24 protein-coding genes are annotated in these 21347 nt (G+C 46.1%); 16 read left to right on the top strand and 8 right to left on the bottom strand.

Annotated elements, in window-relative coordinates:
- Position 1: 1 nt before the first annotated feature.
- From MVI27_RS03245 to MVI27_RS03255, 3 genes are all read left to right on the top strand, one after another.
- Positions 2-661 (top strand): phosphatidylserine decarboxylase family protein, encoded by a 660-nt coding sequence (locus tag MVI27_RS03245; protein ID WP_246959264.1) that lies wholly within the window; start codon positions 2-4, stop codon positions 659-661.
- 79 nt (positions 662-740) lie between these two features.
- A complete protein-coding gene (locus MVI27_RS03250; protein WP_246959265.1) occupies positions 741-1292 on the top strand; it encodes a hypothetical protein in 552 nt (183 codons plus the stop codon).
- Positions 1293-1297: 5 nt separating this feature from the next.
- On the top strand, positions 1298-3427 hold the full coding sequence (locus MVI27_RS03255; RefSeq protein ID WP_246959266.1) for a cation:proton antiporter: 2130 nt from the start codon (positions 1298-1300) through the stop codon (positions 3425-3427).
- A 78-nt stretch (positions 3428-3505) separates the two neighbouring features.
- Here MVI27_RS03255 and MVI27_RS03260 read toward each other — a convergent pair whose 3' ends face one another.
- On the bottom strand, positions 3506-3823 hold the full coding sequence (locus MVI27_RS03260; RefSeq protein WP_246959267.1) for a bacteriophage spanin2 family protein: 318 nt from the start codon (positions 3821-3823) through the stop codon (positions 3506-3508).
- Positions 3824-3877: 54 nt separating this feature from the next.
- Positions 3878-5098, bottom strand: coding sequence for a BaiN/RdsA family NAD(P)/FAD-dependent oxidoreductase (locus tag MVI27_RS03265; protein WP_246959268.1), 1221 nt, complete (start codon positions 5096-5098; stop codon positions 3878-3880).
- A gap of 226 nt (positions 5099-5324) precedes the next feature.
- On the opposite strand from MVI27_RS03265, the gene MVI27_RS03270 reads away from it, so the two are divergent.
- Positions 5325-5864, top strand: coding sequence for an acyl-CoA thioesterase (locus tag MVI27_RS03270; protein ID WP_246959269.1), 540 nt, complete (start codon positions 5325-5327; stop codon positions 5862-5864).
- Between the two features lie 6 nt (positions 5865-5870).
- Positions 5871-6935 carry a thiamine-phosphate kinase gene (gene thiL / locus MVI27_RS03275; RefSeq protein WP_246959270.1) on the top strand — a complete coding sequence of 355 codons (1065 nt, stop codon included), beginning with the start codon at positions 5871-5873 and terminating at the stop codon, positions 6933-6935.
- 180 nt (positions 6936-7115) lie between these two features.
- Here thiL and MVI27_RS03280 read toward each other — a convergent pair whose 3' ends face one another.
- From MVI27_RS03280 to MVI27_RS03290, 3 genes are all read right to left on the bottom strand, one after another.
- Positions 7116-7703 (bottom strand): transposase, encoded by a 588-nt coding sequence (locus MVI27_RS03280; protein WP_246959271.1) that lies wholly within the window; start codon positions 7701-7703, stop codon positions 7116-7118.
- A gap of 130 nt (positions 7704-7833) precedes the next feature.
- On the bottom strand, positions 7834-8280 hold the full coding sequence (locus MVI27_RS03285) for a hypothetical protein (protein ID WP_246959272.1): 447 nt from the start codon (positions 8278-8280) through the stop codon (positions 7834-7836).
- A 136-nt stretch (positions 8281-8416) separates the two neighbouring features.
- The gene (locus MVI27_RS03290) at positions 8417-9355 is read right to left on the bottom strand and encodes a hypothetical protein (protein WP_246959273.1); all 939 of its coding nucleotides are present in this window, start codon (positions 9353-9355) and stop codon (positions 8417-8419) included.
- A 196-nt stretch (positions 9356-9551) separates the two neighbouring features.
- Here MVI27_RS03290 and MVI27_RS03295 point away from each other — a divergent pair, with 196 nt between their 5' ends.
- The 7 genes from MVI27_RS03295 to MVI27_RS03325 all read left to right on the top strand — a co-directional run bounded on the left by MVI27_RS03295 (position 9552) and on the right by MVI27_RS03325 (position 16369).
- Positions 9552-9953 carry a potassium channel family protein gene (locus MVI27_RS03295; RefSeq protein ID WP_246959274.1) on the top strand — a complete coding sequence of 134 codons (402 nt, stop codon included), beginning with the start codon at positions 9552-9554 and terminating at the stop codon, positions 9951-9953.
- 95 nt (positions 9954-10048) lie between these two features.
- Entirely contained in the window at positions 10049-11440 is a 1392-nt protein-coding gene (gene mgtE, locus MVI27_RS03300; protein WP_246959275.1) for a magnesium transporter, read from the top strand.
- A 231-nt stretch (positions 11441-11671) separates the two neighbouring features.
- A complete protein-coding gene (locus MVI27_RS03305; protein WP_246959276.1) occupies positions 11672-12010 on the top strand; it encodes a hypothetical protein in 339 nt (112 codons plus the stop codon).
- Between the two features lie 66 nt (positions 12011-12076).
- Positions 12077-14245, top strand: a complete 2169-nt coding sequence (locus MVI27_RS03310; RefSeq protein WP_246959277.1) for a TonB-dependent receptor — start codon at positions 12077-12079, stop codon at positions 14243-14245.
- A gap of 133 nt (positions 14246-14378) precedes the next feature.
- Positions 14379-14858: a DUF4625 domain-containing protein gene (locus tag MVI27_RS03315; RefSeq protein ID WP_246959278.1), complete on the top strand. Its 480-nt coding sequence runs from the start codon at positions 14379-14381 to the stop codon at positions 14856-14858.
- 67 nt (positions 14859-14925) lie between these two features.
- On the top strand, positions 14926-15852 hold the full coding sequence (locus tag MVI27_RS03320) for a DUF4625 domain-containing protein (RefSeq protein WP_246959279.1): 927 nt from the start codon (positions 14926-14928) through the stop codon (positions 15850-15852).
- A gap of 49 nt (positions 15853-15901) precedes the next feature.
- Positions 15902-16369 (top strand): DUF4625 domain-containing protein, encoded by a 468-nt coding sequence (locus tag MVI27_RS03325; RefSeq protein ID WP_246959280.1) that lies wholly within the window; start codon positions 15902-15904, stop codon positions 16367-16369.
- 69 nt (positions 16370-16438) lie between these two features.
- Here MVI27_RS03325 and rpmA read toward each other — a convergent pair whose 3' ends face one another.
- Both rpmA and rplU read right to left on the bottom strand, forming a co-directional pair.
- Positions 16439-16696, bottom strand: a complete 258-nt coding sequence (rpmA, locus tag MVI27_RS03330; RefSeq protein ID WP_246959281.1) for a 50S ribosomal protein L27 — start codon at positions 16694-16696, stop codon at positions 16439-16441.
- Positions 16697-16725: 29 nt separating this feature from the next.
- A complete protein-coding gene (gene rplU / locus MVI27_RS03335) occupies positions 16726-17142 on the bottom strand; it encodes a 50S ribosomal protein L21 (RefSeq protein WP_246959282.1) in 417 nt (138 codons plus the stop codon).
- A 175-nt stretch (positions 17143-17317) separates the two neighbouring features.
- Between rplU and MVI27_RS03340 the strand changes: the two genes are divergently transcribed.
- Both MVI27_RS03340 and MVI27_RS03345 read left to right on the top strand, forming a co-directional pair.
- Positions 17318-18202 carry a neutral zinc metallopeptidase gene (locus MVI27_RS03340; RefSeq protein ID WP_246959283.1) on the top strand — a complete coding sequence of 295 codons (885 nt, stop codon included), beginning with the start codon at positions 17318-17320 and terminating at the stop codon, positions 18200-18202.
- A 126-nt stretch (positions 18203-18328) separates the two neighbouring features.
- Positions 18329-19417, top strand: coding sequence for an acyltransferase family protein (locus MVI27_RS03345; RefSeq protein WP_246959284.1), 1089 nt, complete (start codon positions 18329-18331; stop codon positions 19415-19417).
- A 38-nt stretch (positions 19418-19455) separates the two neighbouring features.
- Here the strand turns inward: MVI27_RS03345 and MVI27_RS03350 are convergent, their stop codons facing one another.
- Positions 19456-19704, bottom strand: coding sequence for a hypothetical protein (locus MVI27_RS03350; RefSeq protein ID WP_246959285.1), 249 nt, complete (start codon positions 19702-19704; stop codon positions 19456-19458).
- Positions 19705-19859: 155 nt separating this feature from the next.
- Between MVI27_RS03350 and MVI27_RS03355 the strand changes: the two genes are divergently transcribed.
- Both MVI27_RS03355 and MVI27_RS03360 read left to right on the top strand, forming a co-directional pair.
- The gene (locus MVI27_RS03355; protein WP_246959286.1) at positions 19860-20438 is read left to right on the top strand and encodes a MiaE family protein; all 579 of its coding nucleotides are present in this window, start codon (positions 19860-19862) and stop codon (positions 20436-20438) included.
- A gap of 78 nt (positions 20439-20516) precedes the next feature.
- Complete coding sequence (locus tag MVI27_RS03360) at positions 20517-21137, top strand: DUF502 domain-containing protein (RefSeq protein WP_246959287.1); 621 nt, start codon at positions 20517-20519, stop codon at positions 21135-21137.
- Positions 21138-21347: the final 210 nt, after the last annotated feature.

A 21347-nucleotide genomic window follows, 5' to 3' on the forward strand; every position in this document is an offset into this window, starting at 1 on the left:
CATGAAACTGCACAAGGAATCGAAAGGGACGCTCTGGTTGTCCAGCATTCTGTTTGGAACCATTTGCTTCCTGTCGATCTATTTCCTGGAAATCTGGGGACTGTTAATTATCATCCCATTGCTCATTATTTACGGGCTTATCTTTTGGTTCTTCCGTGTGCCGAACCGCCAGATTCTGGATCATGTGGAAAATGTGGTCGCGCCGGTGGATGGCAAAGTGGTGATGATCAAGGAGGTCATGGAAGATGAAGTACTGAAGTCCAAAGCGATTCAGGTTTCAATTTTTATGTCGCCGCTCAATGTTCATATCTGTCGGTTTCCCGTGTCCGGCACGGTGAATTATAAAAAATATCATCCGGGGAAATATCTGGTAGCGTGGCATGAAAAATCTTCTACCGATAATGAGAGAACGACCGTTGCGGTGGAAAGCCTGACGAAACATCAGGTGGTGTTCCGCCAGATTGCAGGGTATGTTGCCAGACGCATTGTTTTCTATTGCAATGAAGGTGATACCGCGAAAGCCGGCCATGAATTCGGCTTCATTAAATTTGGTTCCCGCATGGATATTTTCCTGCCGCTTGATACAGAAATCCTTTGTAAAATCGGCGACAAAACCAAAGGCGGAATCGATGTGATTGCGCGAATGTCCGATCAACAGTAAGGAATTATTATCGCTAATTAATCCGGAATTTAGATTTCCGGATTTTTTTTATATTTTTAAAAAGAACTTATTGATTCAGATGAAAATACCCTTATACATAGTTACTCTTTCTCTTTTCTTCCTTTTCTCCTGCACCGATCCTGAAAAGGAAGCACAACTGCAGCAGCGTGAACAGGAACTGCAGCAACGCGAAAAACTGATGGCTTCCCAAATGGAAGAACTGGAAGATCTGCGTGCCCTGCGCGACAGCCTGGAAACTGCTCAGGACAGCGTAGCAGCCTTGCCCCAGGTGCCGGAATTCATCCTCGGCAAATGGAACGGCAAAATGATCTGCACTGAGTCCAACTGCTCCGAGCATGTAATCGGAGATCAACGGAGCGACAGCTGGTACTTTACCGCAGACAGTGTAAAAATTACGAATAAGACCGGTGGTGAACGCTCCTTTATTGCCAGTTACAGCGATTCCGAAATCAGACTGATGCCGAAAAAAGATGCCATCGGTACCGGCCGTTCTGAAATTACACTGCAAATTAATCCTGAAAATCCGGAGCGCCTGAAAGGCAGCCGCGAAGTGGCAGGCAAAGAATGTACTGCCAAATTCTCCGTAGAACTGGAAAAAAATAAAAAGTAATCCGTATGCTGACCCTCCTGAATGTGAGCAACTTCACCCTGCCGCTGGAAGACCCTGTACTGAGATTTCTGGTCGTACTGATTATTATTCTTTCAGCGCCGCTGTTACTAAATAAAATTAAAGTTCCGCACCTGCTCGGGCTGATCATCGCCGGCGCCGTCGTGGGGCCCAACGGATTTAACATCCTCACGCGGGACAGCAGTATCGTAGTAACCGGCACCACCGGCCTGCTTTATATTATGTTCCTCGCCGGTCTGGAAATTGACCTGGCGGAATTCAAGAAGAATAAATGGAAGAGCCTGGGCTTTGGCGGTTATACTTTTGTGATTCCTTTTATAATTGGAATTGCGGCAGCGCATTTCATTATGCAGTACAACTGGCTTACCTCCTTCCTGTTTGCCAGTTTATTCTCCTCGCACACGCTGATCGCTTACCCGCTGGTGAGTAAATTCGGAATTGTGAAAAACCGCGCAGTGAACGTTACGGTGGGTGGAACTGTTATTACGGATATCGCCGCGTTACTGGTGCTCGCCATCGTGGTGGGCATGACCACCGGTGAAGTGAATGCTGCCTTCTGGACAAAGCTTACCGTGGGGATTATTTTGTTTGCCTTGGCAGTGCTTGTGGGATTTCCGATTATTGGCCGCTGGTTCTTTAAAAAAGTGAGCGACAAAATTTCGCAGTATATTTTCGTACTGGTGATGATTTATTTTGCGGCACTATTGGCAGAACTCGCCGGGATTGAAGCGATTATCGGGGCCTTCCTGGCGGGATTGGCGTTAAACAAACTGATTCCGCACACCTCGTCGCTGATGAACCGCGTGGAATTTGTGGGGAACGCGATCTTCATTCCTTTCTTCCTGATCAGTGTGGGAATGCTGATCGATTTTAAGGTATTCTTTAAAGATTTTGAAACCATCAAAGTAGCCGGCCTGATGATACTGATTTCCATCGGCGGGAAATATCTGGCTTCAGTGGCGACACAAAAAAGTTTTTCCTATAAAAAGGCGGAAGGCGGCATTATCTTCGGTTTAAGTTCAGCCTCCGCGGCGGCTACACTGGCAACTGTTACGGTCGGGTACAACATCATCATTGGGGAAACCGATCTGGGCGAGCCGATTCGTTTGCTGGATGAAAGTGTGCTGAACGGCAGTATTCTGCTCATCTTGGTCTCGTGCACCATTTCATCTTTCGTTACGCAGAAAAATGCCGCGCTTCTGGTGGAGGCAGATAACGAGGAAACACTGACAGAAAGCAGTGATGAAACCGAAAATATTCTGCTGGCCGTCAATCATAAAAGCACCATCGATTCCATGACGAGCCTCGCGATGCTGCTCAAATCCAAAAAAGCCAGAGGCGACATCTACGCGCTGAATATCATTAATGAAGAAAAAAACGAATCGTCGCGCAAGAACGCTGAAACATTGCTGGAACTTACGGTAGATACGGGTGCTGCCGCAGACGTCAAAATTACACCGCTCACTCGCTATGACAATGATATCATAACCGGGATTTCCAATGTAATCAAGGAATATAATATTACCGACCTGATGATTGGCATTGAGCCAGAAAAAGGGTTCTCTCCAAGTCTGGTGTATAATCTGTACAGCGGATATCTGCGCAATAATACGGCGAATGTATTGGTGTATCATGCCATTCAGCCGGTGTCCACCTTGCAGCGGTACTTCGTTATTCTGCCGGAAAACGCGCACCGCGAGCCCGGTTTTTTCCACAGTTTGCTCAAGGTTTGGAATATTGGCCGGAATTCGGGATCCAGTATTGAATTTTACGGCAGCGATGAAACCATTGCGGTAATCGAAAAGATTCGCCGGAAGGTGAATATCGAGGCCAGCTTTATTATTTTCAATGACTGGGATGCGCTGCAGAAATTATTTAATAAGATGAAGGAAAACGATGCACTGATTTTATTTATGGCGCAGCGTAACATGATTTCTTACCTCCCGCAGATGCGGCAACTACCGGATTACCTTAACAATAACTTCCGTGAGAAAAACTTCCTGCTGATTTATCCGAAATATGAAAACCGTCAAACCTATGCGAAGGATATCCGCGATATCGGAAATGCCAGTGACTTTGTGGAAATCGGGAATATTGTGGGAAGGTTGTTTAAATAAACTTCTCCACAGCAAATAAATAGTAAAGCCATTCTTCGACAGGAATGGCTTTCAGTTTTTATAAAGAAACGATTGTATCTATATCGGTATAATAATCACGGTGCCCACGGCAATCAATCCGAGCAGAATGGAACCGAGCACGTCCGTTTTGCGCACCAAATGAATATCACTCCGCGGAATGGTGATCATTTCGCCCGATTTCAGTTTACCATAAATATTTTCCTGGTCCACTTTCACTACTTTCATTTTCAGCACGCGGGCATCGTTGGTCTGCACTTCATAGCGTTGATACAGCTCGAGGGAATTATTCTGCATTGGCCGGTCTGGCGACACCACACGGCTTTTGCACGAACTCAGCAGCAGAAGTACAATCAGAACAGGGAATATTTTTTTCATGGTCGTTTATTTTTTTCAAATGTAAGAAATTAATGAAGCTGCACCGCAGCAATCCTAGTGTTCAGCGGATTTCGAATTCAAATCCTGTGCTATCAGCCAGGCTTCGCTCCAGCAGGCCTGAAAATTGAAGCCTCCGGTCACGGCATCAATGTCGAGTACTTCGCCGGCAATATAAAAATCCGGTAACACACGCGACTGCATGGTGCGAAAATCAATTTCTTTTAAGCTCACACCACCGGCGGTGACAAACTCCTCTTTGAAGGTAGATTTTCCGTTCACCTGCATGCGGTGGGCTGTCAGCAAAGTAAGAAGCGCTTGCCGTTCCACCGCGGACACATCCGAAATAATTTTATCCGGATTTATTTTGGCTTCCTGCAAAACGTAGTTCCAGAACCGATTGGTCAGGTCAAAGAGTTTTGATTTGCCAACGCTCTTTTTCGGATGCTGCTGACGGTAAGCCAGCCACTGCTGTTCCGCCGTTTCCAAATCAACGCCTACAAAATTGACTATAATTTCAAACTGGTATTGCAACGCGGCCAATTCGCGTGCTTTCCATGCCGACAATTTCAGCACAGCCGGTCCGGAAAGTCCCCAATGCGTAATCAGCAACGGTCCCGAATCCGACGCCTTTAAGGAAGGAATACGCACCTCCGCCTCCGGGAAACTGGTTCCCATCAGGTCATTTAGTACTTTGTTCTTAATATTAAACGTAAAAAGTGAGGGTACTGCCGGAATAAGCTGATGTCCCAGAGATTCCAGCAATCGCACCGATTTAGGAGTGCTGCCGGTGGCGTACACCACAATATCCGCGGTATAGATTGCACCGGTAGTAATGACCTCGTAGCCGGCGCCTGCAGGATTGATAGCGGTTACCGTTTGTTTTGTATGTATTTTAAATCCTTTTTGGCGGACCTCATGTAATAAAACATCGATGATGGTCTGTGACGAATCAGACACGGGAAAAATACGGCCGTCCTCTTCGGTGTGGGTTTCCACGCCGCGTTGTTCCAGCCAGTCCAGCATATCAGCCGGCTGAAATTTATGGAATACCGAACGCAACTCTTTATGGCCGCGCGGATAAAACTGCACCAATTCGCGCGGGTCAAAGCAGGCGTGCGTCACATTGCAACGTCCGCCGCCGGACACTTTTACTTTTTGGAGAACCTCTGAATTCTGCTCCAGGATGGTGGCCTCGTATTTTGTTTCATCAAGGTTGGCCGCACAGAAAAATCCTGCTGCGCCGCCACCGATGATGATGATTTTCTTCTTGGACATAGTAAAGATTGTAGTGCTGCCTTTCTTTGCCAGGGCAGAGTTGCAGACAACGCTGCAAAAATACCACTTTTCCAGCCCATGTTTAATGCGTATTTTTACCATTCAGAACGGCTGTTGTTAAAATAGCACGGCCTGCGCCCCGACTTGAACGGAAATCCTTTTTGCCGGAACGGCAAAAAGATTGGGAGTGGAAGGCGGAAAAAGGCGCCCAAATAAAAATAACTCTATGGCTGATTTTCATTATAAATTTGAAGTGCGCTGGAGCGATATTGACGCGAACCGGCACCTGGCAAACTCCTCGTATGTGGAATATTGCGCGCAAACACGAATGGCTTTTATGAACACCCATAAAATGGGTTTGCGGGAACTGACACGCTGGGGAATCGGACCTGTTATTCTGCACGAACGGTATTCTTTTTTCAAGGAAATTTATGCAGACCAGACTGTTTTCGTAACGGCAGAAATCGCGGGAATGTCGGAGGACGCGAGTATTTATCAGTTTCTGCATAAATTCTATCTGCCGGACGGTACGCACTGCGCAACAGCAGAAGCCACCGGTGTCTGGATTGATACGATGCTGAGAAAATCCACCACGCCGCCGGACGATGTGCTGGAAGTGCTGCAGGAATACTCGGGCGACCATATCAAAACGCTGACGCGGCAGGACCTGAAGGATTTGCCCTTCAAGCCGCAGGATGTGGAACCGTTCCACAAGCGCAATACCTTCACCTGGAGGAAAAATACCGGTGAAAAACCTACTGAATAAAATACCATGACCGAAGATAAAAATCCACAACTGACACCGGTTTCCGAATATGGGGAATTCGGACTGATTAAGCACCTGACGGAACATTTTGCGCCGCTGAATGAATCTTCTGAAACGGGTGTTGGCGATGATTGCGCCATCATTGATCCGAAAGGGAAAAAGGTGGTACTTTCTACCGATACACTGGCAGAAGGCGTTCACTTCAATCTCGGCTACGTGCCGCTGAAGCATCTGGGCTACAAAGCAGTGGTGGTGAACCTGAGCGATATTGCTGCAATGAATGCGCAGGCTACGCAGATTCTGGTTTCTATCGCGGCATCAAACCGTTTTCCGGTGGAAGCGTTTGAAGAATTGTATGCAGGTATTGCCCTCGCCTGCAAGCATTACAACGTGGATCTGGTTGGTGGCGACACCACCAGTTCGCAGGCCGGACTGGTCATGACGCTCACGGCAGTGGGCCTGGCTGAGACGCAGGAAATCACAACCCGCCGCGGTGCGAAGCCGAATGACCTGCTGGTGGTAACGGGTGATCTGGGCGGGGCTTATCTGGGTCTGCAGATTCTGGAGCGCGAGCACAGCGTGTATCTGGCCAACCCGAATATGCAGCCGGAGATGGAAGGGTATGATTATATTTTGCAAAGACAATTAAAACCGGAAGCGCGTACCGATGTATGGGAAACGCTGAAGCAACTTGAAGTGCAGCCAACGTCTATGATCGATATTTCGGATGGGCTGTCCTCTGAAACGCTGCATCTGTCTGACCAAAGTGAAGTTGGTTTTCATATTTACGAAGAAAAAATCCCGCTGGACCCACTTACCATGCTGACGGCTGATGAACTGAACCTGAATCCGGTGATGTGTGCCCTGAATGGCGGTGAAGATTACGAACTGCTGTTTACCATTGCGCCCGGCGATTTTGACAAGATTCGGAATCATCCCGATTTCACGGTGATCGGTCACGCAGTGGATAAATCACAGGGCAACTATCTGGTGGCACGCGGCAGCAATGAGCTGGTAGCGCTGAATGCACAAGGCTGGGATGCATACCTGAAAAAGCAGGGAGGCAACTAATCCATTTCTATTTATAAGGGCCGGTATTTTTAAAATAGCCGGCTCTTTTATGTAATAGCGGTTGCGGCCTATTCGGCAGAAACGGCACAAAAGCACGATAATGCCGCTCCATGCATTACTCATGCACTATCCATGCTTCAGCCATGCCTTTGCCATACTTCACCCGGGTTGCGGCAACATTTATTTCAGGCTGCTGAATTTATCTTCCGGCCAGCGCTTTGGATTTTCTCTGATATAGTTTGAAATTCTTTCGTAAGCCTGCTCATTCCGGATGATATGCTCGTAATAGTTTCTTTGCCAGATTTTAAAATTTAATGATTTGATTTTTTCTGCTGTCGGGGCGAATTGCAATTCGCCTCGACAATCTGATTTCATTTCTTCATCAATTATCAAATCCTTTATTTTCTTGATGGTGGCTATTTTAAATCCTATTATGATGGATCCTACTGTTTGCGAGGGTGATTGAAATTTCCCGACTTGATTATTTCCTTTTTTAAAGGTGATCTCGATGATGGAATGAAAGTGATTCGGCATAACTACGAATTCGTGTAAGGCCACATTATCCCGTATTTCACTTGTCTGCTGCCACGCTGCATGTGCAATCGCTCCGAATTGGTTTAAACGCATTTCTCCGTCTGCAATTTCTCCAAATAAGTGCGCCCGGTGCTGACAACAGATGGTGATAAAATACAGTCCTTCGAGGCTATAATCATAACCTTTCAGACGGATCGACCGCCGGTGGTGTTCCTGCGGATTGTAATTACTCATTTTATGCTGCTATTTGGATTCACAATAAAATAAGAGGAAGTCTGAAAAGCCGTTTCAAATGTGCCGTCGAAATTTAAATCGCCGCGAGGAGGTCGTTGAAAGAATTTCATTGAACAATGGCGATGCTGTACTACTCTACCAAAATAGTATACAAGCCGGTTTGCGGATTCACCTGGTAATCTGCATTGAGAACAGAAATCTTTTTGTATTCCGTGTAACTGTTGCATTCGCCTTCTTTTCGTTCGGCTTCTACCTGCAGGTTAAATAATTCCACATCGCCAACTTTCACCAGCGCATGTACTGTTTCGGTCTTCCAGCCGATAGAACCGATTTCGATAAGGTTGCGATTATTTTCTTTGATAAATCTAAATTCCAGCGGCTGGTTATTGTTCAGCGTATTGACTATTTTAATTTTATCCGGGTCGAAAGTTCCGTTGGTAAAGAGATTTTCGAGCGTATTTTTATCCACTACATTGAACGTTAATGGTGCCGCCGGCGTGAAACTCTCACCGCAATCTCTGGTGCAGTTTTGAAAGGCCAGCAACAGCACTAAAAGCAAAAAAGATAATTTTTTCATCAAAAAAATATTTATTGAAAGTATTTTAACGGCGGCGGTGAAAATTATGTTCTCAAAAGAAATAAAGCGGAGCTACCGAGCGAGGAGTAAGGGCGAACAGCGCGAAATGTCCGCCCTTGAAAACAATAGCTGAAACTTATTCCTGCTCGTAGACTTTAAATTTCTGGTTGCTGCTGTCGAAAACAATAGCGAGTTTACCGTACTCATAATTCAGGATGAGTCCGTCGTGCGGTGAGGCATAAAACTCGTCGGAATCCATGTATACCGAGGCTCCCTTGCGGAAAGAGTTGATGCGCACCTTATCATTATAGTCCGCGGCATAGGCCAGGTACGGATCTTTGGTCGCGGCATTGGTGCAGATAATAAGCAGCCTGGAAGTTTGTTTTTCATTGTTATCCAGAACAACCGCGACGTCTGTTATTTTATCGCCATCGAAATCGCCGTAACTGATGGCATATTTGGCGCGGTCGGCATTTTGGGTAAGGCTGTAGCTCGTGCTGTTTGAATAGTTATTATCTGTAATCAGCTTTTTGGTTTTGGACGCCAGCTTGGCAAACTGCGGCAATGAGAATGATTTTTTGTACTGTTCGAATTCATAATGGCTCACGAGGACCGAACTTGTCACGTAATACGGCTGTGACATATTGGTATTATCAGGCTTGGAAAGGTAGACGGTGGCATACTGCCCGTCCGATTTACTGTTGTCCACATACACCGCGTCACCGAATTTCAGGGTGCCTGCCTGGGAAGAAGTGGAGGGCGCGGTGCGGAGGTAGGCATCATTCGCAATCACGTACTGCAGCTCAATCGGGTCATACTCTTCGCCATATTCGTTAACAGTTTTCTGCGGTTCCTGAACGATTACAGAATCTTTTTTCGCGGGGAGCGAATCAACCACGGTGGCCTCTACTTTTGTTTCCTCCTTACTCGCTTCTTTTTTATTGCCGAAAATGGTGTACAACAAGGCTCCCACGGCGATGACCATGGCTACAATGGCAATAATCATAAAGGTTTTGTTGCGATCCTGCGGGCTAGGCGGTGTAGGCGAAGGTGGCGGTGTGTTAAGGTTTTCCATAAATGTATTTTAAATGTGATGTTTTTAAAAATATTATTCTATTTCTGTTTAAATTTAATATAAAATATTCAATCAGCGGCGGCTTACCCAGATTTTTATATTTACCCAGATTTTATTTTATGTTAAAAACAGTTAAATATACAGGCGGATGTTATTTTGTGCATGATACTTCCATATAAAAGCCAGAGACACTTTTATGGAAACAACTCTTCTCACCACTTTGCGATCCTTCATGCGGCACCGGGCTTACCGGCATCTGATGTTTGTTTCTGTACTTACGCTGATCGTAGGCATGGTCGCCATGCACTATCTGGAAGGCTGGAGTTGGCTGGACGGGCTGTATTTTTCAGTAAGCACAGTAACTACGACCGGTTATGGTGACTTATACCCCGAAACCACGAACGGAAAGCTTTTCGTGGTCTTTTATCAGATTATAAGTGTAGGTATTATTCTGTTATTTTTTAATACGATTTACCAGCACTTCGCTGATGTAAAGAACAGCCAGCGCATCCGGCATTACCGCCACAAGAAAATGGTCAAAAGAGCCATGCGGGAACAGAAAAGGAGGGAGCAAAAAGAGAAAAATACGCACAACTAATAGACAATCAGTTTTTCCTGCACCGCAACTTTCAGGTCGCTGGTACCCTATTTGTACCTGCCTCCTCGACAACAACCCAATAAAAAATGTAAACTATGTCTGAACCGCTGCTGTACAAACAGCTGGCAGAATCTCTTGCTGCCCTGTTTAAGGAACACAATGAAGAACCGGCGACAGAACAGTTGGTCAATGTAATTGCCGAAGCCTGCCCCGCCGACATGGCGCTGGCGCTGGATGAACTCACAGAAGAACAGGCTTTGCGCGTTTTTAAAACGCTGGATGATGATACCGCCACCGAAGTTCTGGCAAAACTGGATCAGGAGCATACTGAATATATTCTGGAGGCGCTGGACCCCGAACACGTGGCTAAATTATTGGAACCTTTGCCGGCCCGCGAGGCAGCGATTGTTTTGGCAGAAGCAACGGATGAGCAAGCGGAGCAGGTCCTGCAGGCAGAAGTACCGGAAACGGCTGCCGCAGATGCGCAGCACAGGCTGGAATATGAAAAAGGCAGTGCCGGCCGCATCATGACAACTGAATTTTTGGTATTGCATCCGCGGATGACTATTGAACAGGCGATCGCAACGGTCAAACAAACAGATCCTGATATAGACGTGCCCTCTGACCTGTACGTGGTGGAAGGTAACAATGCAAATCCCGCCGGACGCAACCGGCTGCTGGGTGTTATTTCCATTCGCAGCTTACTTATGTGTGAACCCGGCTGCAGGATTGAAGAAGTGATGACTACCGAAGTCATTTCCGTGGAGCCGGAGGTACAGGAGGAAGATGTGGCTGCTTTGCTGTCCAAATACAAATTTTCGAGTATGCCGGTGGTTGATCAGGAAAGATTTCTATTGGGAGTGATTCCGGCCGACGATCTGATGCCGGTGATTGCCAACAGGTTAAAACATCTGTACAATAAAGCTGTCGGGACTGATGCCGAGGTGATGGAGAAACTCTCCCCCGTAGCCGCCGCAAAAGTGCGTGTGCCGTGGCTGCTGGGAACGATGGCGATTGAACTGGGCGCCGGACTGATTATCGCACATTATGATGACGTACTGCAAAAGGTGATTCTGCTGGCCTCCTTCATGCCGGTAATTTCAGCTGTATCCGGAAACGTGGGTTTGCAGGCCGCTGCCATCACCGTACGCGCGCTGGATGCCGGCAGCCGCAAAAAAAATCTCTGGCAATCTTTGAAAAAAGAAGGAATGACTTCACTACTCATGGCAATTGTGTGCGGTATTGTGCTGGGCGGTATCGGAGCGATCTGGGCGAAGCAATTACCATTCGGAATTGTGATTGGTGCCGCGATTGTCTGCTCGATGCTGACGGCCGGCCTGATGGGGACCATTATTCCCATTCTTTCCAAGCGGTTTGGTTTTGACCCGGCCACCACAGCCGGCCCGTTTGAAACCGCTTTTCAGGACGTGATCGGCTTCGCAGTCTTTTTAGGCTTGGCTACTTTGTTCCAAAGCTGGATGATTTAAAAGAATATAAAATACATCTAAAAAAGCTGCTGTATTACCTTTTAGATGCGATGCAGTTTGATGCTTCTTACAGCATATCCGTCAGTTTTATAATTTATATTTTATGTCTAAATCATAACAGATACGCTCTTAATTTAATTCTGTTTATTAATTTTTTCTTAGTTTTGACAAAATTTCGCGCATTTCCCTGTTTGGCATACGGATGCTCAGGGTTGAAATGTTTCGGTGAATATGGCTAAAACACATTTTAAAAGTCTGTTTTTAGGAATACTGGTTATCTTCTCGGTAATCTTCCAGTCGGTTCACCTGTGGCATCATGCGCATGAAAATACTTCTTCTTCTGCGGATACTTCGCACAGCAAAAAAATGGCTGCGGCTGCCGATGATTTCACGGCATGTTCCATTTGTCATTTCAGTATGCAGACGAATGACTGCGGTTTTCACCCTGACCTGATACCCGCCCGTCCCGGGCAGCTGATTGAAACCAAAATTCAGGCAGCTGATCAGTCTGTTTCTCAATTTCGCCTGGCCGGCCTCTTCCGGCTTCGGGCACCCCCTGTTTTAAGCTAATTCAGAATCCACGCTGATACCCACGCTGTATCAGTGCTTTTTCGTATTAACTTAAAACATATAGCAATGTATATTCGCGCGTATATGTATCTGTCTGCCGGGTTGTGCCTGGCCGCCGGCAGCCTGCATTCACAGCAAAAAAAAGACAGCATCCATTCCATTAAGGAAGTAACCATTACCGGTCTTTCACCCGATGATCAATTAAAAAGAAATCAGTCCCAGAGTTCGGAAGTCCTTCGCCAGAAGGACCTGCAGAAACATCTGGGCGGCAGCTTATCGCAAACGCTGGAACGCCTGCCCGGCATCAATACCTTCAGCATCGGATCCGGACAGTCCAAACCGGTCATTCGCGGGTTGGGCTTTAACCGCGTAGTGGTGACAGAGCATGGCGTAAAACATGAAAGCCAGCAGTGGGGCGCCGACCACGGCCTGGAAATAGATCAGTATGCGGCCGGTACTGTGAAGGTGACTAAAGGACCTGCGGCGCTGATGACCGGCTCGAATGCTATTGCAGGGCTGATTGCCATTGAACCGACAAACATTCCGCGCCGGGATTCCGCCTCAGCAGAGGCAATTTTCACAGCTAAAAGTGTAAATGATCTGCTGGGCGGTTCCTTTGCTGCCATGAGAAAAAAAAATAATCTGTATCTGAATAGCCGGGTTACGTATCTGGATTATGGTGATTATAAGATTCCGGCCGATTACGTGGATATTTATTCTTATCAGGCACCGCTTCATAAAAGGCGAATGCGCAATACGGCAGGCCAAGAGTTTAATGTGCATTTGTCGGGCGGCTATGTCAGCGACCGGTTCCGGTCGGTCTTTTATCTGAGCAATCTGCATTCAAAGAGCGGACTTTTTGCCAATGCACACGGACTGGAGCCCCGAAAAGTTGATACAGATCTGTATGATGCTTCTTCACGCGATATCGATTTTCCTTCCCAGCAGGTGAATCACTTTAAACTTATCAATGAAACTGTGCTGGGCTATGGCCGCAAAAACTCACTGAAAATTACAACCGGTTTCCAGCGGAACTACCGGGAAGAGTTCAGCAATTATATTGCACACGGCTACATGCCGCCATTGTATCCGGCACAATTGCAAATTCCACAGGAGCTGGAAAGACTTTTTGATAAATACGTTTACAGTGCCCAGGCGCACAATGAACTCAGCCTGGGCCGCCACACTTTGAGCACAGGCATCAGCACGGAGATGCAGGATAACGGCATCGGTGGCTGGAGTTTTCTTACACCGGCCTATGACCAGCATTCTGCCGGAGTGTATGTGCATGATCTTTTTAATATCAATTCAAAACTGTCTCTAAATGTCGGTGCTCGCTTAGATTACGGCCGGATCAGCATAGACGAATACTACGACTGGTTTACCAGTCCCGTACCCGGCGGAAGCACCTACGCGCAGAGAGCGCAGCCGCTCACCCGCACATTCCGGCCTTTTACGTGGGGCGCCGGCGCAAATTATCATCACCGGCACTGGCAGTTCCGGCTTAATTTGGGGAAAAGCTTTCGGATGCCGCTGGCAAAAGAACTCGCGTCCAATGGAGTAAACTACCATTATTACAGTTACGAAAAAGGAAACGCAGGACTGAAGGCAGAAGAATCCTATCAGGCAGATTTCGGGGCAGAATTTAAAAAGGGAAAAATTCATATTGACTTCAATCCTTTCTTTCAGTATTTCCCAAATTACATTTACCTGAATCCGACTTCCGGTTTTGATTTTCTGTATGGTGCCGGAAATCAGATTTATGAATACACCCAAAGTAAAGTACAGCGCTACGGAGCTGAACTGAAAGCGGGCATTCATTTTTCTGACACCTTCCGCACCGAAATTCTGGGTGAGTATGTGTATTCAGAACAATTGTCGGGCAGCAAAAAAGGATATAACCTCCCGTTTGCGCCCGCGCCGTCGGCACTGATTGGGTTTACTTATGAACCGAAGTTCAGTCGTACCCTCAGTGACAGTTACCTGGGTGTCGATTTTAAAATCGGGGCAATGCAGAACCGGATTGTTCCGCCGGAACGCGTGACAGACGGCTATCAGATTCTCAACCTCAATGCAGGGACGGATGTGATGGTCGATGGCAAAAAGGTAAATTTCTATTTCCAGGTACAAAACCTGCTGAATACAAAGTATTTCACGCATACCAACTTTTACAGGCTCATCGGTGTGCCGGAAGCCGGAAGAAACTTTGTGCTGACTCTGAAAGTTCCTATCTAAAAAGCGAACTCCACCACTCTATTTTATATATGTAAACCGACATGAAGGATGCTACCGGCGAAGGAGAGCCGGGCTTCTTTCTGCCGTGTTTCCAAGTATTTGAAACCATTTATTAACCTATATTTTTTTTAACATGTTACAAACTTTTAAACAACACCTGAACTTTTGCAGTGTCCTCGCAGCTTTCCTGCTTCTGACTGCTGTATCCTGCCGCGACGATGAGGCACCCGAACTCCCAATGCCTTCTATTACCAATATTGAAGTGGGTCATGACAATGATGAAATCGGAACCATTGGCGAGGATTCCCACTTTAATGCAGACGTGACGGCGGGTGACAAAATCGATAAGATCGAAGTAAAGATTCTGCAACGCGCTAACGAAGTGTACAGCAAACCCTGGAATCACACGGTAACCTGGGAAGAATACCGGGGCAGCAAAAATGCGCACATTCACAAACACTTTGATGTTCCGGCAGATGCGGCGGAAGGAAAATATGATTTTGTGATCACCGTTTACGACCAGAACACCACTCAATTGGTGGAAAAACGCGCCATTCAGCTTTACCTGGAAGAAAACCTGCCACCGGGGCATCACCATGATCACGATCATTAAACAGAACAAAAGTGGCAGACGACTGCTGCACACTATTACAACACAACTATTTTATTAAACCACTATTATGATTCAATCTATTAAACAACCGCTGCTTTTTATCAGAATGCTGGCTGTATTCGCCTTACTTCTCTTCACTGCCGTTTCCTGCCGTAGCGATGATGACACACCGGAGCCGGAGAAAGCTGTACCGACTATTGAGAATATTGAGATAGGCCTTAATAACAATGAAATAGGAACTATCGGAAAAGATTTTCACTTTAATGCAGATGTAACTGCAGGCGATAAAATCGATAAGATTGAAGTGAATCTTGTTCAGCGTGCCAATGCGAGTTACAGCAAGCCCTGGCATTACACTGTAGTCTGGGAGCAATACAAAGGAGCGCGTAACACGAATGTCCATAAGCATTTCGATATTCCGGCAGATGCGGCCGAGGGCACCTATGACTTTATTATCACGGTATATGACGAAAACGGCACCAAGCGGGTGGAAAAACGCGCGATTACCCTGTACCTGGAAGCCAACTTACCGGTAAATCCCATTATTTATGCCATGAATGTTTTTGCAAATGATGATGTGTATTACAGCACGGCCGACGGCGTGGAAATGCCGGGATATGTATTCAAAACTGGTGATGACTTCTGGGGGCCTACCACTTTGGAAGGCGTGAAAGATAACGGAAAAGCGTACCTGCTGCTGATTAACAAAAAATTTAATCACAGGCCGGAAACCATCAGTGAGATTGACTTCAGTAAGGCAATCGTGTATGACGTTATCGAACACATCGATATGGAAACCGTCGGCGGTATCGGAAATTATCCTGCCCCGAAATTAAAGATCGGTGCTGCGGTTGACGGAAATAAGCCGCAGGGCAATCCGATCACCGGCGCAAAAGCCTGGGAATCGAGTACCTATTATTACGGTGTTGTTTATACAAACACAACGCACAACATGAGCACTTTTGATTACATCGAAATCCCTGTTCAATTGTAAAACACGCGGGCCGCGTGTGATGGCGCGGCCCTTTTAATCTTTAGAAATTATGAAAAAATTACTTTTGGCCTCGATGGCCGCTTTCCTCACCCTCACCGCCTGCCGCAGCGATGAGCAGGAACAACCAGATACAGAATATCCGGAAATTGTAATGTCGCCTGGTTCATTCCCGCAGCAATGCAGTGTGATCCAGATCGGCGAGAAACTTATTTTCCGGGCCACGTTTACAGATAATCGTGAACTGGGTTCCTACAGCCTGGATATTCACCATAACTTCGATCACCACAATCACACTACTGAAACGACAGGATGTGATTCTGAACCAAAGAAAGCGCCGGTAAATCCGCTGACATTTATTAAAGCGTATGATATCCCGTCAGGGCTGCGTGAATATACCGCCACTACAGAAATTGATATCCCGGCCAATGCGGACACCGGTGATTATCATTTCATGATCCGGGTAACCGATCAGGAAGGCTGGCAGACACTGAAAGGACTGAGCGTTAAAATCAAATAATCTCTGGCTGAGCGCACAAAAAAATCCCGGCTTCAAACGAAACCGGGATTTTATTGTTATATATAATGCTTATGCATTAGGCTCAACAGACACAAACGATCTGTTGTCTTTTTTCTTAGTAAATACTACTTTACCATCAATCAGTGCGTGAAGTGTGTGGTCCTTGCCCATTCCCACGTTTTCACCCGGGTGGTGCTGTGTACCGCGTTGTCTCACGATGATGTTTCCGGCAATCGCTTCCTGTCCGCCGAAAATCTTCACACCCAGTCTCTTGGAATGTGACTCTCTACCGTTCTTGGAGCTACCAACCCCTTTTTTGTGTGCCATTTTATTCTAGGTTTTTTGTCGGTTAAAAATTATTCAGCCGCTTCGCTGCTGTTTTCTACGTCTGCTGCCGGCTGCTCTTTTGCAGGAGTTGCTTTCTTTGCTTTCGGAGCTGCCTTCTTTTCAGTCTTGTTGTTATCAAAACCGGTGATTCCTGTAATCTGGATTTGAGTCAGAGACTGTCGGTGACCATTTTTCTTCTCGTATCCTTTTCTTCTTTTTTTCTTGAAAACGATTACTTTATCCGCTTTTACATGGTCAAGGATTTCAGCATCAACAGTGATACCGCTTACAGCCGGGGCGCCAATGGTTGTAGAACCGTTTACCGTAAGAAGCACTTTATCGAAGGATACTTTTCCTCCTTTGTCCCCTTTCAGACGGTTTACAAACAATTTCTGGTCTTGCTCAACTTTGTATTGAAGCCCTGCTATTTCTACAATTGCAAACATTGTTTATAAATTTTGTTTAGTTATTTCGAGGTGCAAAGATATAAAATAAATCATTACAAGCATATGGACAAATCACTTTTTATTTTATAAAAAACCATGAATTTTTTCATTAAAATATTATGATAAAAACATTTTTTTATTACTTTAGCTGAACCAGATATTAGAATTATCCGATATGAATTTCAAATTCACAAAAAGCTGCTTGCTGGCAGCCGGTGTCACCGCTATGCTTTTTTCCTGCACCGCGGAGGACCGCTCACCTGCGGAACAACCCGAAACCATTGCCGCACTCGCACCGGAACAGCCGGGCGCAAATGACATCAGTTGCTCCTACGTGGACGGCAACTGGGCCAGCAGCGCGGTACTGAAAACCGGCCTGACCAGCAGCACAGACACCAATTTTATGGTCGCACAAAATAAAAAGATTGCAGCCCTGTGGGGACGCAGCGCACCCACACTCCGTTTTGTAAGTGACCCTTCTAACCAAAATTCCACCTACAACGCGATCTCCTATTCCACCGGAAAGATCTATTACGGATATGCCATTTATTATGATGCCAAGGCCAAAGGCGGCAATATTGTGAATGCGATGATTCTTGCGCATGAATACGGACATCAGCTGCAATACATTTACCGCATCCCAACGGTGAATGAATCTACCGCCCGCGCGCACGAACTGGAAGCTGACGGTTTTGCAGGATATTATCTGCGTCGTCCGAACGGATATAATCAGTCTTCGTTTGCGGCAATTGCCAAAGCGTATGAGTTTGCGCAAAGCATCGGCGATTACAGCACCACCAGTCCGGGCCACCACGGTACGCCGGCGCAGCGCCGTTCGGCCGTACGTCTGGGTTTCCTGCTGGGTCAATATGATTTGTCCGCTACTGATTTTGATTATAATTTCTTCTATTATTATAATGGCGTGCTGAATGACACCTACCGCATGAGCCAGAACAGCCGTTTCCCGGAACTGGACGCTTATATGCAGCGCTATGTGGAAGAGTTAAAACAAATTCAGGACGGCACCATCAGTGCTGAAGAGTGGCAACAACTCGACTAACAAAACACCTATTTCATATTCATTTCTTTAGTAGGAGGCAGAACTTTGGTTCTGCCTTTTGTTTTATAAATGTCTGTTGTACTACGCCTGTAAATTTTAATTACATTTATCACCGGTAAACTGCTTATGAAAAGAGATCTCTACATTGATTGCGCGAAGGGCTTTGCAACGCTTTCCATTATATTTATACATACCGTTTTCTGGTCGGGTCAGTATTATGTTCCGGCGGAACTGCGGGTGCTTTCTCTGCTGATAGATGTGCCGCTGTTTTATGCACTCAGCGGGCTTACCTCCGGCAGCAATCTGGAGAAAACGCTGTTTCGCCTGCTGAAATTGCAGATCACATACATGATCTTCGTAACCTTTTTATTTTTTGCCGATTATATTTTTAAGGTAATTGGCCTGCATTTCTTCAGCCTTGCCTGGCTGCAGGATTTCTACGCAACTTTCGGCAGCAAATATGTTCCGGTGAATATTTCGGATGTACCGCAATGGCAGAATCTGGGCAACTGGTATCTGCATCAATATACCAATGCGGACACTTTCCCGGTGGTGATGGGCAGTTTCTGGTATTTGAAAGTCTATTTTATTCTGACGGTTTTTGGTGCTTTGATTCTCCGTTTTTTCCCGAAGCATGTTCCGTGTTTTATTGCCGTTTGTTTTGGACTGACCTTGTTATTTAATGTTTATCCGCCGTATTATCCGACCGGGCAGGTGGGATACGTGGCTTTTTATCTGGGGATTTTCCTGATTGCACATCAGCTGAAAGGAAAGAAAATAGGCAGGAAGGCAGTTCCGCTTTTATTTCTGTTGCCGCTGCTGATCTTTGTTTTTCTGTACTGGCAGGAAGGCAAGGAATTGTTTATGAAAATGAACAAAGCCAAGTTTCCACCGAAATGGCTGTATATCTTCTGGTCTTCATTCTCACTGATTACTTTGTTTGTTTTATACAACCGCCTAGCTGTTGCAAAAGAGAATTTCCTCAGCTATATCGGGCGACACGCCATCTTTTACTATTTTGCGCAGGGCATCAGTTCGTCGCTGATTTACTTCATCGTAGTTCCGCTCGTGGGAAAAATACCGTGGGCACTGCAGTTGGTTTTAATTTTCAGCATCAATGTAGTATTCGCCGTGGGCATCGCTGAACTGCTCAAGAGGCTGGACGCATTGGGCTGGCGTGTGCTCAGGTTTCTGCACAAAAAAACTGCCTCGTGAGGAAGCAGTTTTTTTAATAGAGAAAATCACCCGTTTGATTATGGGTTGGTACTTTCACCGCGGTTTCCGCGTGCTACCACAGCAATCAGAATAATCAGCAGCAAAGCTCCGACTACCCAGTACAGAGGATTGGTATACCATTCTTCCGTAGTGGTTGTTTTAGTCGTTGTAACATCTACATTCAAATCAGGCGTTGTATCCTGAGCAAATGCCATTACACTAAAGAAAAGGGTCAGCACCCACACTCCAAACTGTTCCAGTTTTCTCGTTATTACGCTAGTGTTCATAATTTTATTTTTTTAATGTTGCTGTGGAAATATTCAACTTGTATGCCAATACAGTTTACACTACCTAATTTAATAACCGTTTTGTTGAATTATATATAATTTAAAACATCACAAACCTCTGAGCCAGAATTTATTAAATTTGCCAAAAAGCCCTTATGTTCAAATTAAGACTGCTCACTGATCCGCGGTGGGCAAATATTGCTGAAAGTAACCTGGAAGAAATTCTGACGGACCATGCCTGGTGCGAACAAAAAGCGACAACCAACGCCATTACGCTGATTACCATGCTCCCGGAATATCCGGAAATCGTAACAGAACTCCTGGAAATTGCAAAAGAGGAGCTGGAACATTTCCAGCAGGTACACGAAATTATCAAAAAGCGTGGGTACACCTTCGGCCGTGAGCGCAAAGATGATTATGTAGGCCAGCTGATGAAATTTATCGTTCAGGGGAGCCGCCAGGAATATATTATTGACCGGATGCTTTTCGCTGCCATGATTGAGGCGCGCAGTTGCGAGCGGTTCCGCGTGCTGACAGAAAACATCAAAGATGAAGAACTGAAAACATTTTACCGCGAACTGATGATTTCGGAAGCAAATCATTACACGACTTTCATTTCCTTCGCACGCCAACTGGGCGATCCCGACACGGTGAACAAGCGCTGGGAAGAGTGGCTGGATTATGAAGCGAAAGTGATTATTTCCTACGGAAAAAAGGAAACCATTCACGGGTAAGAACCGGCCGGTAATTCACCGGCTTTTTTTGTACATTTAACCGGCAGAATTCATCTTTTATTTAATGCTGCGCTCTTCATGAACAAGAACCGGTACGAACAGATTTTTAACACGTTAGCGAAATCCTTCTTTCAGGGGTTGCTGATTATCGGGCCGCTGGCCGTAACGGTATGGATTATCTGGTACATTGTTTCCAGTATTGATAATATTATTCCGTCGCTTTCCGAGCAGCTCTTTCCCGGCACCACCTTTCTGCTTGTTATCAGTACCACAACGCTGATCGGCTATCTGGGCAGCAAATTTATTCTGGGCCGCGTGATTGTGGACAGCGTAGATTATCTGCTGGAACATACCCCGGGGATTAAGTTTATTTACTCGTCCTTAAAAGATGTAATGACTTCGTTTGTTGGCGACAAAAAGAAGTTTAACCGCCCGGTGCTCATTAAAACTGCTGCGGAACCGGATGTCTGGCGGATTGGTTTTCTCACCCAGAGCGATTTATCTTCCGTAGGATTTCCGGAATATGTTTCGGTGTATCTGCCCCACTCCTATGCCGTTTCCGGCTGGGTTGTTTTCGTGCTGGCGACCAATATTGTGGTGCTCGAAAATGTCAGCGCGGCGCAGGCCATGAAGTTTGCCGTGAGCGGTGGCGTGGCCGGCTTCCATTCGGATGAGAACGTGTTTAAAGCGCCGGAATGAGGGAATAGAGATTAGATGGTTAGAGATTAGAGGTTAGATGGTTAGAAATTAGATTGTTAGAAGTTAGAGGTTAGAAGTCAGAGGTGTGATAGTATAGTTGAAAGCGTAACGAAAGAAGGAAATTGCACGTAACGATTTCAGGTGGCGGAGATTCCCAGAAAGTCGTATATGCTTCAAAACCTACCGCCATCTTTACAGGCATTAGCCAGC

This window comes from Chryseobacterium salipaludis (assembly GCF_022968825.1).
GTDB lineage: Bacteria > Bacteroidota > Bacteroidia > Flavobacteriales > Weeksellaceae > Kaistella > Kaistella salipaludis.

What these genes read in the sequence shown, in the direction of transcription:
- MVI27_RS03245 (WP_246959264.1), top strand. Translation starts at nt 2, where the DNA reads ATGAAACTGCACAAGGAATCGAAAGGGACGCTCTGGTTGTCCAGCATT.
- MVI27_RS03250 (WP_246959265.1), top strand. Translation starts at nt 741, where the DNA reads ATGAAAATACCCTTATACATAGTTACTCTTTCTCTTTTCTTCCTTTTC.
- MVI27_RS03255 (WP_246959266.1), top strand. Translation starts at nt 1,298, where the DNA reads ATGCTGACCCTCCTGAATGTGAGCAACTTCACCCTGCCGCTGGAAGAC.
- MVI27_RS03260 (WP_246959267.1), bottom strand. Translation starts at nt 3,823, where the DNA reads ATGAAAAAAATATTCCCTGTTCTGATTGTACTTCTGCTGCTGAGTTCG.
- MVI27_RS03265 (WP_246959268.1), bottom strand. Translation starts at nt 5,098, where the DNA reads ATGTCCAAGAAGAAAATCATCATCATCGGTGGCGGCGCAGCAGGATTT.
- MVI27_RS03270 (WP_246959269.1), top strand. Translation starts at nt 5,325, where the DNA reads ATGGCTGATTTTCATTATAAATTTGAAGTGCGCTGGAGCGATATTGAC.
- thiL (WP_246959270.1), top strand. Translation starts at nt 5,871, where the DNA reads ATGACCGAAGATAAAAATCCACAACTGACACCGGTTTCCGAATATGGG.
- MVI27_RS03280 (WP_246959271.1), bottom strand. Translation starts at nt 7,703, where the DNA reads ATGAGTAATTACAATCCGCAGGAACACCACCGGCGGTCGATCCGTCTG.
- MVI27_RS03285 (WP_246959272.1), bottom strand. Translation starts at nt 8,280, where the DNA reads ATGAAAAAATTATCTTTTTTGCTTTTAGTGCTGTTGCTGGCCTTTCAA.
- MVI27_RS03290 (WP_246959273.1), bottom strand. Translation starts at nt 9,355, where the DNA reads ATGGAAAACCTTAACACACCGCCACCTTCGCCTACACCGCCTAGCCCG.
- MVI27_RS03295 (WP_246959274.1), top strand. Translation starts at nt 9,552, where the DNA reads ATGGAAACAACTCTTCTCACCACTTTGCGATCCTTCATGCGGCACCGG.
- mgtE (WP_246959275.1), top strand. Translation starts at nt 10,049, where the DNA reads ATGTCTGAACCGCTGCTGTACAAACAGCTGGCAGAATCTCTTGCTGCC.
- MVI27_RS03305 (WP_246959276.1), top strand. Translation starts at nt 11,672, where the DNA reads ATGGCTAAAACACATTTTAAAAGTCTGTTTTTAGGAATACTGGTTATC.
- MVI27_RS03310 (WP_246959277.1), top strand. Translation starts at nt 12,077, where the DNA reads ATGTATATTCGCGCGTATATGTATCTGTCTGCCGGGTTGTGCCTGGCC.
- MVI27_RS03315 (WP_246959278.1), top strand. Translation starts at nt 14,379, where the DNA reads ATGTTACAAACTTTTAAACAACACCTGAACTTTTGCAGTGTCCTCGCA.
- MVI27_RS03320 (WP_246959279.1), top strand. Translation starts at nt 14,926, where the DNA reads ATGATTCAATCTATTAAACAACCGCTGCTTTTTATCAGAATGCTGGCT.
- MVI27_RS03325 (WP_246959280.1), top strand. Translation starts at nt 15,902, where the DNA reads ATGAAAAAATTACTTTTGGCCTCGATGGCCGCTTTCCTCACCCTCACC.
- rpmA (WP_246959281.1), bottom strand. Translation starts at nt 16,696, where the DNA reads ATGGCACACAAAAAAGGGGTTGGTAGCTCCAAGAACGGTAGAGAGTCA.
- rplU (WP_246959282.1), bottom strand. Translation starts at nt 17,142, where the DNA reads ATGTTTGCAATTGTAGAAATAGCAGGGCTTCAATACAAAGTTGAGCAA.
- MVI27_RS03340 (WP_246959283.1), top strand. Translation starts at nt 17,318, where the DNA reads ATGAATTTCAAATTCACAAAAAGCTGCTTGCTGGCAGCCGGTGTCACC.
- MVI27_RS03345 (WP_246959284.1), top strand. Translation starts at nt 18,329, where the DNA reads ATGAAAAGAGATCTCTACATTGATTGCGCGAAGGGCTTTGCAACGCTT.
- MVI27_RS03350 (WP_246959285.1), bottom strand. Translation starts at nt 19,704, where the DNA reads ATGAACACTAGCGTAATAACGAGAAAACTGGAACAGTTTGGAGTGTGG.
- MVI27_RS03355 (WP_246959286.1), top strand. Translation starts at nt 19,860, where the DNA reads ATGTTCAAATTAAGACTGCTCACTGATCCGCGGTGGGCAAATATTGCT.
- MVI27_RS03360 (WP_246959287.1), top strand. Translation starts at nt 20,517, where the DNA reads ATGAACAAGAACCGGTACGAACAGATTTTTAACACGTTAGCGAAATCC.